Annotated in this window: 7 protein-coding genes; 4 read left to right on the top strand and 3 right to left on the bottom strand. The window is 68.9% G+C overall.

Features of this window, described 5'->3' with window-relative positions:
- Nucleotides 1–49: 49 nt before the first annotated feature.
- Nucleotides 50–2,842 carry a glycosyl hydrolase 115 family protein gene (locus ACY34H_RS02755; protein WP_464975949.1) on the bottom strand — a complete coding sequence of 931 codons (2,793 nt, stop codon included), beginning with the start codon at nt 2,840–2,842 and terminating at the stop codon, nt 50–52.
- A 169-nt stretch (nt 2,843–3,011) separates the two neighbouring features.
- Between ACY34H_RS02755 and ACY34H_RS02750 the strand changes: the two genes are divergently transcribed.
- On the top strand, nt 3,012–3,593 hold the full coding sequence (locus ACY34H_RS02750) for a histidine phosphatase family protein (protein WP_464975948.1): 582 nt from the start codon (nt 3,012–3,014) through the stop codon (nt 3,591–3,593).
- A gap of 77 nt (nt 3,594–3,670) precedes the next feature.
- Nucleotides 3,671–4,495: a ThuA domain-containing protein gene (locus ACY34H_RS02745; protein WP_464975947.1), complete on the top strand. Its 825-nt coding sequence runs from the start codon at nt 3,671–3,673 to the stop codon at nt 4,493–4,495.
- 12 nt (nt 4,496–4,507) lie between these two features.
- Here the strand turns inward: ACY34H_RS02745 and ACY34H_RS02740 are convergent, their stop codons facing one another.
- Together ACY34H_RS02740 and galB are read right to left on the bottom strand one after the other, a co-directional pair.
- Nucleotides 4,508–6,685, bottom strand: coding sequence for a hypothetical protein (locus ACY34H_RS02740; protein ID WP_464975946.1), 2,178 nt, complete (start codon nt 6,683–6,685; stop codon nt 4,508–4,510).
- 85 nt (nt 6,686–6,770) lie between these two features.
- Nucleotides 6,771–9,518 carry a beta-galactosidase GalB gene (gene galB, locus ACY34H_RS02735; RefSeq protein ID WP_464975945.1) on the bottom strand — a complete coding sequence of 916 codons (2,748 nt, stop codon included), beginning with the start codon at nt 9,516–9,518 and terminating at the stop codon, nt 6,771–6,773.
- 416 nt (nt 9,519–9,934) lie between these two features.
- Here galB and ACY34H_RS02730 point away from each other — a divergent pair, with 416 nt between their 5' ends.
- Nucleotides 9,935–11,332: an LLM class flavin-dependent oxidoreductase gene (locus ACY34H_RS02730; RefSeq protein ID WP_464975944.1), complete on the top strand. Its 1,398-nt coding sequence runs from the start codon at nt 9,935–9,937 to the stop codon at nt 11,330–11,332.
- Nucleotides 11,323–13,083 (top strand): ABC transporter ATP-binding protein, encoded by a 1,761-nt coding sequence (locus tag ACY34H_RS02725; protein ID WP_464975943.1) that lies wholly within the window; start codon nt 11,323–11,325, stop codon nt 13,081–13,083. Before ACY34H_RS02730 ends, ACY34H_RS02725 begins: the two co-directional genes overlap by 10 nt.
- The last annotated feature ends 1 nt before the right edge of the window (nt 13,084 follow it).

Raw genomic sequence — 13,084 nt, 5'->3', positions numbered from 1 at the left:
CACGCGCGGCCATTATATAGAACCCAAGGCCACAGCCGCGTGCCGCCGGTCAGCGCGCGGCGGGGCGCAATGCCGACGCGGGCGGGGCGCCATAGTATTGCGGCGCGCCGTCGAACACTACCTCGATCCGGTCCAGCACGAAGCCCGGATCCAACGCATGCACGCGCAGCGTGTGCGGACCCGCTTGCAGCGCCGGCAGCGCAATGGTGCGCACGGCGCTGTTCGACAGCACGTTGCGTTTCCATTCGTCGCTGCGGCCGACGGTAGCGAAATCGAGCGGCACGGGCGGCTGGCCGTCGAGCGATACGGCGATACGCAGCCTGCTGGCGGATGTCAGCGCGTGCACCGGCACGGCCACGATACGCAGGCGCGCCTCGGCTTTCGTGTGACTGTGAAACGCATATTCCAGTACCGGCGCGCCGGCCGGATCGTCACGCGACGGCAGCGCCAGGTCGGCCCGCTGCGCGATGCCGAGGCTGCCGATCTCCACCGGCGCCCAGCCGGGCGCGGAAGCCGTGGCGGCCGGCAGCGTGATGATCCTGTCGTGCTCGGTCGCGACGCCGGCTCCCGGCGCCAGCTGCACGCGGGCGGCCAGCTGCCCGTCGCCGCAGCCGAGCTGCAGCCCCTTTGTTTCGCCCTTGCCGTCGTACGTGACGGCGATGCGCTGCTCGTAGCCATTGGCGGCATCGAGCGTGCCGCCGGCGTGCGACAGGCGCAGGCCTGCCGGAACCTTGCCGGCCGACCAGCGCAGCGGCGCGGCGGCGTACTGGATGATCGTCAGCACCCTGGTCTCCGGCACGCCTTGCGTAAACCACAGCGCACCGCCCTGTGCCGACAGGGGCGTGGGGTAGGCCAGGCCGCAGCCGCTGCGCGCCGGTGCGCCGTAGTCGGGGAATGCCGGCTCGATGAACACGGGCAGGCGGCGCGGCGCCGCGTCCATCATGCCGCGCCACTTGCCGCCGGCCAGCGCGTTGTAGTGTGCGGTATCGGCGGCGATTGCCTCCTGCGCCGCCTTCGCGGCCCTGGCATAGTGCTGCGCCGACGGCCGGCCCATGCGCGCATACTGCGCCGCCAGGTCCAGCTTCAGGATGCGTGCGTTCAGGTTTGCGGCACCACGCACCGGGTACAGCACCAGCTGGAAGAAGGCATCCTTGCGCTCCGCGGGCAGTGCCGCGCCGATCGCCTGGGCGCGCAGCGCCAGGGCCTCGTAGCGCGCCAGCCGCTGCTCCGCCTCCTCGCCGCCCGATTGCAGGTAGTCCGCCTGGCGGGTCGGGGTGGTCGGCTCGGTCTGTGAAAAGCCCATGTATTCCGGCTTGCGCTCCCAGGCCAGCGCGTAGAACTCGCGCATGATGGCGGCAATGGCGGGGGCATGCGCGGCGCCGAACTGTTCCGCGAACCACGCCTGCATGTGATCGGCGGCGGGCCGGTCCAGCTGGCGCGTGTCGAAGGCCGCGTCGAGGAAATACTGGGTCAGGTATTCGGCCGGCTTGATGTCGCCCACGTTGACGACCCACACGCGGTCGGTCTTCGTCGCCACGGCGCGCTGCAGCTGGTCGCGGATCAGCCCCGGCGCCGTGCTGGCCAGCCAAAGGTAGTCGTGCGGGCGCCCCCAGTAGGAGATGTGGTAATACAGCCCGGCCCCGCCGCCGCGCGCCGCTTCCTTCGGGGTGCTGAGCTGGTGCAGGTAACCGTAGTTATCGTCCGGCCAGACGAGGGTGATATCGTCCGGCACCTGCAGGCCGCTGTTGTAGATGTCGAGCACTTCCTTGTACACCGTCAGCGCCTGCGGAATCTGCGCCAGCGGCTTGCGCCATGCATCGGCCAGCAGCTTGCGCTGCACCGCCATCGCGCCGGCCACGCCGGCGCGCGCCTCGCCGATCGTGTTCGCGCCTTCCATCGCCGAATCGTGCACGCCGCGGATGCCCATCGTGTAGAACGCTTCGGCGCCCCTGGTCTCGTCGACGCGGCTCCGCCAGTAGCGGGTGATCGCCTCCCGGTTGGTGAAGAAGTTGAAGTCGCCGTCGCTCTTCTTCCATTCGCGCACATTGTTGCGCATCATCGGCTCGGCATGCGACGTGCCGACGACGATCGCGTAATCCCTCGCCGCCTGCGCGTTGCCGGGAACCTGGTAGAACGGCTTCGTCGAATCGTGCATCGCCGGCCACAGCAGGTTGGCCTTCAGGCGCCACATCAGTTCGAAGATGCGCGCATAGGTGGCCGGGCCGATGTCTTTTGCAGGGTCGAATGTTTTCGCCGCCCAGGGCTGCAGGCCCCAGTCCTCGTCGTTCAGGAAAATGCCGCGGTAACGCACCGAGGGAGGATCGGAGAGGATTTTTTCGCCGCGCACGGCGACGCGCCCGCGCGCCGCCGGCGTCACGTCGGCCCACCATTCCCAGGCCGATACACCGATCTCGCGCGTCAGGTCGACCGCGCCGAACACGGCGCCGCGCGCATCCGATCCGGCAATCACCAGCAGGCGCGTGCCAGGCCGCGCGCGCGAATCGATGGCCATGCGCTCGTACCGTTCCCACTGGCCGGCCAGCGCGGAAAAGTCGAGTCCCTCGGCGCTGGCGATCCCGCGCAGCAGCGCCGAATCGTGGCGGCCGATGACGATGCAGACGTCGCGGCAATCGCTCAGCTTCTCCGCGCCTGGCACGGGCACGCCGCCGACCGCCCGCAGGTCGCGTTGCACGAGGCCCGCGGCGAGGCGCATCGTCGCATCGTCTTCCGCCAGGACGGCGGCCATCGTGCTGCCGCTCTTGAGCTCGAAGTCGGTGGCGCGTGCGGGGCTGGCGAAGAGAAGGGCGGTGGCGAGCGCGAGGCCGCTGTGACGGATGAGCATGAACGCGAGCTGAAGTTGAACAAGTCGAAGCGCTGATATATTACGCTGTCGCGCGCGCCGGTTTCGCTGCCCATCGCTCATCATGGTGACTGAGTTGCGTGACTGAGTTGCGTGCTTCCTGCGCAGCGCTTGCACGGCTCCGTTCCACCAACCCAGTCCAGGAGTTGCCATGTCACGTACCTTCACCGCCGGCCTGCTGGCGGCACTGGCCTTGCACGCACCTGTTGGCCACGCGGACGATGCCGGCCTGTGGAAGCGGATGGCCGGGGGCGGGCACGTCGTGGTCATGCGGCATGCCGCCACCACGCCTGGCGTCGGCGATCCCACCGGCTTCAAGGCCGGCGACTGCGCGACCCAGCGCAACCTGTCACCCGCCGGCCGGGCCGATGCCAGGGCGGTCGGCGCCGCGTTCCAACGTTACGCGGTGCCGGTGGGCCGCGTGCTCACCAGCAGCTGGTGCCGCTGCGTCGATACCGCGCAGCTGGCGTTCGGCCGCGCGGAGCCGGCGGAAATGGTGGATTCGACCTGGCAGGAGAGCGACGCGGTGGCGCGGCGCAGGGCCGCCGCCGTGGCCAGGTACGTGGCTTCCTACAGCGAGCCGGGCAACCTGGTGCTGGTCACGCACGACGTCAACGTGCGCGCGCTGACCGGCACCAGCCTGGCGCAGGGCGAGATGGTGGTGGCGCAGGCGAGGGCGGATGGCAGCCTGCGGGTGCTGGGGACACTGGCCGTGCCGCGGGCGACGCCTTAGCCGGGCAGGTGCCGCCGCCCCTGGCCGGCCCGCCCGGCGTTGCGGTATCCTGTGGCGTCCTTCACTCGTATCCGACCATGCGCCCGATTTTCTCCGCCATCCCCGCCATCCTCGCCTGCGGCCTTGCCCTCTGCAACCCTGCCTGGGCCGATCCGCAATTCAAGCTGCTCGTGCTGGCGGTGCCCAACAAATACCATTTCGAATACATCCCGGTGGCCCGCGAAAGCTTCGAGCAGCTGGGCAAGCTGCATGCGTTCGAGATGACGTATGCAACCCAGCTGTGGGCGCTGGAAGGCGACCTGAAACAGTATGCCGCCATCGTGCTGCTCAATACCTCGGGCGAGGAATTCAGCGAGGCGCAGCGCAGGAAGTTCGAGGACTACGTGCACGGCGGCGGCAATGTGGCCATCGTGCACCGCGCGATCATCATCCCGCCCGGCAAGTGGCCCTGGTATGAAAAGCTGGTCGGCCGCTCGTTTACGATCCATCCGATGATGCAGAGCGCCGTCGTGCGCACCGTCGACAAGGCTTTTCCGGCCACGTTCGGCGTTCCCGAGCGCTGGATCTGGAGCGACGAGTGGTACGAGCTGGCCAACCCGTACCGGGTGGCGATCCGTCCGGTGCTGAACGTGGATGAGCGCAGCTACGATCCGACCAGGATCTGGCCCGGCCAGGTGGCGAAAGGCATGGGCGCCGAACATCCGGTGAGCTGGTACCACGTGATCGACGGCGCCGGGCCGGCGAAAGCGGGCAGCGGGGCCGCCGGCAAGGGCGGACCGGCGCGCGTGTTCGTCACCGCGCTGGGCCACGACGTCAACATGTACCGCGACCGGCACTACCTGGACCACCTGTACGGCGGCATCTGGTGGGCGGCCACCGGCAAGGGCATCGCCGCTCCGTAGCCTCTCCTTGTTTCAACGTTCGCAGGCGAGCGTCACGTCGGCCGGCGCGAACCCGCCGCGCGGCATGCCGGGCTGTGGCGACGACCGGTCGATCCAGTCCAGCGCACGCCGCCATTCGCGCGCCAGCAGGTCGCGGGGATCCCAGCGGCCGTCGCCGCACAGCACGGTGGCCATGCGCGTGCGGCTGGCCGCGTTCAGGAACCAGCTCATCGGCGGATCGTCGTTCAGCGGGCCGGCGCCGGAGTGGCCGGGCCGCTTGCGGTCGGCTTCCGGGTAGCGCAGTTCGATCACCTTGCCGGCCGCGCAGCCGCCCAGCAGGCGGATCGTTTCCGCTTCCAGTGCGTGGGCGCGCGCCGTGCGCGTCTGGTACAGCGCGAATGGCGGGGCGCTCACTTCCATCGCGATCGGCAGCTGCCGCGAGCGGGGCTGCGGCTTCGGATCGCAGATCCACTGGGCGCTGCCGGCCGGATCGTTCTCGATCACGATGACCACGATCTGCCGCGCAAGTTGCTGCTGCGCGGGCGTGCCTGCCTGCAGCCTGCCGATCATCGCGTTCAGCACCGCCACGCCGGAATTCTCGAAATAGCCGCCATCGACCACGTAGTCCCAGACCGCGCCGCCATCGGCATGGCGGATCGCCGCCGCCGGGCTCACGTACGTGAAGCGCGCCGAGTTGTGGACCGCGGCGGCGCGCGTCAACCGCGCCGTGTCGAGCGTGCCGTCGAACACGTCGTAGGCGTCGGTCGGCACGAAGTGCAGGTCCGATTGCACCACCAGCCGGCCGTCGCCGACCGTGGTGGTATTGAAGATCATGCGCGGCAGCACGCCGGGCATGCTGCCCGCCGCGCGCAGCGGCTGCGTGAACCACGATGCCTGTCCCGGGCTGTGGCGCTGCCAGTCGCGTGCCCACGCTTCTTCCAGGCCGCGCGAGCGGTCGCAGGCGATGCACGGCCAGGGCAGGAAGCGCGCGATGGTGTCGCTGTACAGCATCTGGCCGACGGCCGGCGCGAGAAAGTCGCGCGCCAGGAAATCGGTCGGGCGCGGCGCCAGCGGGCCGCTGGCGCCCGCGCCCGCATCCCGTTCCGCCGCCAGCGCGGCCACGAAGGCGGCCAGCCCCAGGCTGCCGCCGGAAACGCCGCTGACGGCATACACGTTGCCCGCGAAATCGCGGCCGCGCAGGCGTGCCTGGTTTTCCAGGTTGGTCAGCACCACGCCGGTCCAGAACGCGGCGCGCGATGCGCCGCCGGCGGCCGCCACCAGGTAGACCGGATCGCCGCCGCGCACGCCGCGGGCGGCATTCCACGCTTCCAGGTCGTCCGGAAACACGGGGCGCGGGCCGGTGGCGGCCGGCACGCCGTACCCGGCCACGTAGTGATTTTCGTTGAAGAACGACAGGCCGAAGGCCAGCGCGAACGGCAGCAGCGCCAGCGACGGCCAGCCGCCGCTGCGCGGCCAGTAGGTCAGCACGACGCTGCCGAACAGGGTCCACGAGCCGAGCGCGATCAGCACCAGGGCTGGCGAGCCGATCGCGCGCGCGGCCGTTTCGCGCCCGGTCACCGTGGCCAGCAGCACGCCGAACGAGATGACGAACATTGCGATCACCGTGGCGACCGCACCGCGGCTCAGTGACGTGAAGCGGGGATAGGGATCGTCGCCGCGGCGCGACCAGCCGGCATGCGCCGCCGGCAACTGGCGGCGGAACACCGCAAACGCCAGGAAGGCGGCAGCCACCGCCGCCAGCGCGGCCCAGTAGCGCGGCGATGGTGTCGCCAGGATAAAAAACACCGTGATCGGCACCACGCCGAGCAGGCCAAGCAGGCGCGGCAGCCAGCGGCCCGTGACATCGGCAAAGCGGTCGTCGATGCAGGGCAGCAGGCGGTCGCGCGGAAAGCGCTTGCCGAGCATGATGCGTGCGCAGTACCAGCTGGCAAATGCCCAGTAGGCCAGGGCAACGATGAACAGCGCATAGCTGGGCGATGCCAGCGGATCGGCCGTGCCGGCGCCATCCGGCTCGCCGAACGCCACCAGGGTCTCGCGGGCCTGCTCGAGGCCGAGCAGGATGGCGTTGCCGGCCAGCGTGGTCAGCACCGGATACAGGCACAGGTTCAGCGCGCCGGCCAGGAAGGCGGTGCGGGTCAGGCGCGGGGTGGAAATTGCTTCGGCGATCGTCGGCTCCCTGCGGTGGTTCAAGGCACCGCAGGGAGCAGGATGACAAATCGGGAAGAAAAAGACAACCGCGCCACGCTTGCGGAGGACCGGCGTGGCGCGGCGATGGTCAGCGGCCGGTGCTGCGCAGGGCGACCGTGGCGGCCTGCAAGCCATCGGCCGTCACGCGCACCGTGATCGGGCCTTTCGCGCCGGGCCTGGCGCGCACGATGCCGAGCACGAGGCCGTTGAACGCTGCCCGCTCCGACGACTGGAACGACACGAAGCTGGTCGGGTCGCCGTTGTCGGTGGCCACCAGATCGCCCGGGCCCTCGACCGTGAAGCGCACCTTGTTGCTGGCGCGCGGCGCCGTCAGGCCGGCCTTGTCGGTCACGCGCACGGTGATGAACGACAGGTCCCTGCCGTCGCCGGCGATGGCGGAGCGGTCGGCGCTGGCCTGCAGCGCGGCCGGCTCTCCGGCCGTTTTCACGGACGAACGCGCCCATTCCTTGCCTTCCCTGTAAGCCACCACCTCGATCGTGCCCGGCTGGTACGTGACGAAATCCCAGCGCAGCCGGTAGGCATACGGCGCCTTCTTCAGTCGGCCCTGCGACTTGCCGTTGACGAACAGCTCGGCCTCGTCGCCGGATGTGAACACGTGCACCGGCGTGACTTCGCCGACACGGTCGGGCCACGTCCAGTGCGGCAGGATGTGCACCATCGGCAGTTCCGGACGCCAGCGCGCCTGGTAGAGGTAGAAGCGGTCCTTCTTGAAACCGGCCAGGTCGACGATGCCGGAATACGAGCTGCGCGCACCGTAGTATGGCGTGGGCTCGCCCAGGTAGTCGAACCCGGTCCAGACGAATTCGCCGGCGGTGTACGGATGCTGGTCGAGCGAGGCGAAGGCGCGGTCCGCCGAGCTGCCGAAGTCCGCCGCGAACAGTTCGTAGGCCGACACCTGCTGCGTCTTCGGATCGCCGCCGGCGCCGGGGCGCACCGATGCGCTCAGCGCGCCCGGCACGGGGAACTGGTATTCGCCGCGCGACGACAGCGCCGACGCGCTTTCCGTGTGCAGGATCGCCTTGCCGGGGAACTTCTCGTGGAAGGCCGGGAACTGGCCCGGCAGCGTGCGGATGCCGGTGCCCTGGTAGTTCAGGCTGATCACATCCATCGTGGCCGGCAGCGGCATGTCCGGCTTGGCCCAGTTCATCGCCGTGGTGGCGGGGCGGCCGTCCGGGTCCTCCTCATGGACGATGCCGACCAGCTTGCGGCCGATGGCGGCGCCGTGCTCGCCCGTGTACTGCTCGCCCACTTCGTTACCCACGCTCCACATCACGATCGACGGATGGTTGCGATCGCGGCGCAGCATCGCGCGCAGGTCCTGCTCGTGCCAGTCGGGGAAGACCAGGTGGAAGTCGAGCGGCGTCTTCTTGCGCTCCCAGGAATCGAACACTTCGTTCTGCACCAGGATGCCCATGCGGTCGGTCAGTTCCAGCAGCTGCGGGTCGGGCGGGTTATGGCTCATGCGCACCGCGTTGATGCCCATCTCCTGCATGATTTCCAGCTGGCGTTCGGCGGCGCGCACGTTGAACGCGGCGCCCAGCGCGCCCAGGTCGTGGTGGTTGTTCACGCCGCGGATCGGCACGTGCTCGCCGTTGACGTACATGCCTTTCACGCCATCGAAGCGCAGCGCGCGGATGCCGAACGGGGTTTCATGACGGTCGACCACGCGGCCATCGTGGCGCACCGTCGTCACCGCCGTGTAGCGGTTCGGCTTCTGGGTCGGCAGCGGGCCCCACAGGCGCGGGTTCTTCAGCGTGGCATCGCCGGCGATGGCGGCGCTGCCGCCTGCAGGCACCGTCGTCCTCGGCGAGACCACGGTGGCGACGGCGCTGCCGGTGATGCGGCCCTTGTCGTCGAGCGCATACAGCTGCGTGGTGACTTCGGCGGCGGCCGGCGCGGTGCCGGCATTGTCCAGCGTGACATTCCACGCCACGGTGGCCGACTCCTTCGACACCTGCGGCGTGCGTACCTGCACTCCCCAGTGGCCCACGTGCAGCGGCGCGGTCTTCGTCAGCCATACGTTGCGGTACAGCCCCGCGCCCGGGTACCAGCGCGCCGATTCCGGCGTGTTGTCGAGGCGGATCGCCAGCTGGTTGTCGCCCGTTTTCAGGTACTTCGTCAAATCGATGCGGAACGAGTTGTAGCCGTACGGCCAGCCGCCGGCCAGTTTGCCGTTGATCCAGACCGACGAATACGCCATCGCGCCATCGATATCGAGGAACACCGACTTGCCCGCGTCGGCATTGGACAGCGTGATGTTGTTGCGGTACCAGGCCGGGCCCCATGTCTTCAGGCGGCCCATGCCGCCATACGGGCCGGTGGCCAGGAACGGCCCTTCGATGGCCCAGTCGTGCGGCAGCGTCACGCTGCGCCACGCGCTGTCATTGAAATCGGCCTTCGTGAACGGCGCATCGATGGCAGGTTCACCGGCCGGCCGCGCGTGGCGCTTCGCCGGGTCCTTGATGAAGGCGTTGCCGGTCGGGAGAATCCATGGTTTCAGCAGCGGCACGTTGCCGCGCGCGATACGCGCCGCTTCCTCGGGCATGGCATCGGCCACCTTGCCGTCCGCCGATTCCTTCACTTCCGGGCGGATGTCGTACAGGTAGGGCGCCGAATTGCCATCCGGGTCGCCCAGGTGGAATTTCCAGCCTTCGTTGAAGGCGATGCGCTGGCGCGGCGACTGCGTATCGGTGGCTGCCGCAGGTGCCGCCATGGCGGTGATGGCGACGGCCGGCGCCATTGCCAGGCACAGCGCCGCCAGCAGCGGGCGTGCGAACCGGGCAGCCAGCGGCCGCCCATGGTGTGAATGCTTCACGAATCCTCCAGATTGTCTCGCTGCGCTGTCCGATGAGGCTTGGTAGCGTATATCAACGCCATCTCTGCCTGTCTTTGTGGGGCGCCGGTACCATGATGTGCTTCCCCCGGCATTATCTTTGTTAGCGCAACCACGTCAGTGTAGGTTCAAGTCGGCGCAGAGTCAATCGACAGGAAAGTTTCTCCCAACCGGGGTCAGACCCCGATTTCAGGAAATGTTTCTCAAATTCGGGGTCTGACCCCGGCCTTGGGCAATGCTTCGGTGCGACATCAACGGCTTTAGCAGCGCGGCTGCTTTGCTTATGACGAAACGCCGCATTACCAACTGTGAAATGGTTCGTTTCGGTTCGCCAGGGGCGCTGTTACGCTGCATTGCGGCTGGGCACTGGGCCCGGTGAAGACAGCGGAGAGCCTCAATTGACGAAGCAAAATGTGAAGCAGATTCGCCTGAACGCCTTCAACATGAACTGCGTGGGCCATATACATCACGGCCTGTGGAAGCACCCGCGCGACAATTCCGTCGATTACCGCAAGCCCGAATACTGGATCGAACTGGCGCAGCTGCTGGAGAAGGGCCTGTTCGATGCGGTGTTCCTGGCCGATATCGTCGGCGTCTACGACGTGCTGGGCGACGGCATCGACGCCACGGCGCGCGAGGCGGTGCAGCTGCCGGTCAACGACCCGAGCTACGTGGTGCCGCTGATGGCGCAGGCGACGAAGCACATCGGCTTCGGCGTCACCGCCAACCTCACGTATGAACACCCGTACCTGTTCGCGCGCCGCTTCGCCACCCTCGATCACCTGACAAATGGCCGCATCGGCTGGAACATCGTCACCGGCTACCTGGACAGCGCGGCACGCGGCGTGGGCCTGAAGCAGCAGCTCGACCACGACGACCGCTACGACCGCGGCGACGATTTCATGGATGCCTTCTACAAGCTGCTCGAAGGCAGCTGGGAAGACGGCGCCGTGCTGGCCGACCGCGAGCGCGGCGTCTACGCCGACCCGGCGAGGATCCACCGCGTCAGCCATGACGGGCCGTTCTACAGGATCGACAACGTCTACAACCTCACCGAACCCTCACCGCAGCGCACGCCGGTGCTGTTCCAGGCCGGCGCGTCGAAACGGGGCAACGCGTTTGCCGGCCGCCACGCCGAGTGCGTGTTCACCGGCGGCCCGGACCGCGACGCGCTGGCGAAGATCGTCTCCACGATCCGCGGCCAGGCCGTGGAGGCCGGCCGCGAGCGCGACGACGTCAAGGTCCTCTCCGGCCTGACGGTGGTCGTCGACACCAACGAAAAGTCGGCGCGGGAAAAATTCGAGGAGTACCGTGCCTACTCCAGCCCGGAGGGCGCGCTGGCGCACATGGTCAGCGGCACCGGCGTGGACCTGAACCGCTTCGGCCTGGACGAGGAAATCACCGAGGAAAAACTCGAAGCGCTGTACCCCGACCGCCTGCGCCGGGTCGGCGAAGCCCGCGCCGGCCGGTTCGCGGCGGGCACCACGCGGCGCACGCTGCTCGAAGCGCGCCGCTTCGGCTCGCAGCAGGCCCCCCTGGTCGGCACGCCGTCGCAGGTGGCCGATGAAATCGAGCGGATCGTCGCCGAGACGGACCTCGACGGCTTCAACCTGACGCGTACCGTGGCGCCGGAAAGCTACCGCGATTTCATCGAACTGGTGATTCCCGAGCTGCAAAGCCGCGGCCTGTACAAGACCTCGTACGAGGAAGGCACGCTGCGCGAAAAACTGTTCGGCGCCGGCCGCGCGCGCCTGCCCGGCAACCATCATGCCGCGAGGTACCGCACATGGAAATGACGGCACCCTGGCACCGGACCGGCGAAGGCCAGGCCGCCGCACCGCTGCTGCAGGTGCGCAAGCTCGACGTGTGGTATCCGAATGGCGTGGCGGTGCAGGGCTTCGACCTGGACGTGCACCGCGACGAAGTGGTGGCGCTGGTCGGCGAATCGGGCTGCGGCAAGTCGACGGCAGCCGGGGCGATCGCCGGCCTGCTGCCGCACCAGGCGCGCGTCGACGGCGCGATCCTGTTCGAAGGCCGCGACCTGCTGGCGGCGCCGGAAAGCGCCCTGCGCGACCTGCGCGGCAACGCGATCGGCATGATCTTCCAGGAGCCGATGACGTCGCTCAATCCGGTGCTGACGATCGGCACGCAGATCGGCGAAGTGCTGCGGCGCCACCGCCGGCTGGGCGCCGCGGCGGCCCGTGCCCGCGCCATCGAACTGCTCGACCTGGTGCGCATTCCCGAGCCGCAGCGCCGGGTCGACGACTACCCGCATCATCTGTCCGGCGGCCAGCGGCAGCGCGTGATGATCGCCATCGCCGTCGCCTGCGAACCGCGCCTGCTGATCGCCGACGAGCCGACCACCGCGCTGGACGTGACGATACAGGCCCAGGTGCTGGACCTGCTGGCCAGCCTGCGCCGTGAGTTATCGATGTCGCTGTTGCTGATCACCCACGATCTGGCCGTCGTCGGCCAGTGGGCCGACCGGGTCGCCGTCATGCAGCACGGCCGCAAGGTGGAAGAGGGCACGCGCGACGAAGTCTTCTTCGCGCCGCGCCACCGCTACAGCCAGGGCCTGCTGGACTCGTCGCTGCACGTAACGGACGAATGCCACTACAGCCGCGTGAAGCTGGCCGAGATCCGCCACGCCGTCGACCCGGACGGACAGCGCAGCTTCAGCTTCACGGAGCAGGAGCGCCGCCAGCCGGCGGCGCGCCCGGCGGCCATCCACCTGCCGCCCGTGCTCGACGTGCGCAATCTCGTGGCCCAGTACTCGTCCCGCTATGGGACCATTTCCGCCGTCAAGGACGTGTCGTTCCAGATCGGCCGCGGCGAAACGCTGGGGCTGGTGGGCGAATCGGGCTGCGGCAAGTCGACGCTGTCGAAGACCATCGTCGGCCTGAACCGCGCCGTCGCCGGCCAGGTGATCCTCGATGGCACCGACATCGCGCCGCTGTCCGGCCGTGTGCTGCGCCCGCACCGGGCCAACGTGCAGATGGTGTTCCAGGATCCATATGCCTCGCTGAACCCGCGCCTGCGCATCGGCGACGCACTGGAGGAAGTGCTGGCGGTGCAAAAGGTGCGCGACCGGAACGAGCGGCGCCGGCGGGTCGCGGCCATGCTCGATGCCGTCGGCTTGCCGGCCGCCGCGGCGCGCCGCTATCCGCACGAGTTTTCCGGCGGGCAGCGGCAGCGCATCGGCATCGCCCGCGCGCTGATCCTGCGCCCCAAGCTGCTGATCTGCGACGAGCCGGTGTCCGCGCTGGACGTGTCGGTACGCGCCCAGATCCTCAACCTGTTCGTCGACCTGAAACACGAGTTCGGGCTGTCGTACCTGTTCATCTCGCACGACCTGTCGGTCATCAACTACATCGCCGACCGCGTGATGGTGATGCAGAAGGGAGAAGCGGTGGAAACGCTGGCGCGCGACGAACTGTTCACCAATGCGCGGCACCCCTACACCCGCACGCTGATCGCGGCCACGCCGGCCTGGCCGGAGCCGCCGGCGATCCCCATGGACGGGGCGCTGGCCGTCCGCACCGCCTGAA

Source organism: Pseudoduganella sp. jia 9, from assembly GCF_055502615.1.
This window is presented reverse-complemented; position numbering and strand designations above follow the sequence as displayed.

Excerpts from the sequence above, each read along its gene's own strand:
- ACY34H_RS02755 (WP_464975949.1), bottom strand. The coding sequence starts at position 2,842 with ATGCTCATCCGTCACAGCGGCCTCGCGCTCGCCACCGCCCTTCTCTTC.
- ACY34H_RS02750 (WP_464975948.1), top strand. The coding sequence starts at position 3,012 with ATGTCACGTACCTTCACCGCCGGCCTGCTGGCGGCACTGGCCTTGCAC.
- ACY34H_RS02725 (WP_464975943.1), top strand. The coding sequence starts at position 11,323 with ATGGAAATGACGGCACCCTGGCACCGGACCGGCGAAGGCCAGGCCGCC.
- ACY34H_RS02745 (WP_464975947.1), top strand. The coding sequence starts at position 3,671 with ATGCGCCCGATTTTCTCCGCCATCCCCGCCATCCTCGCCTGCGGCCTT.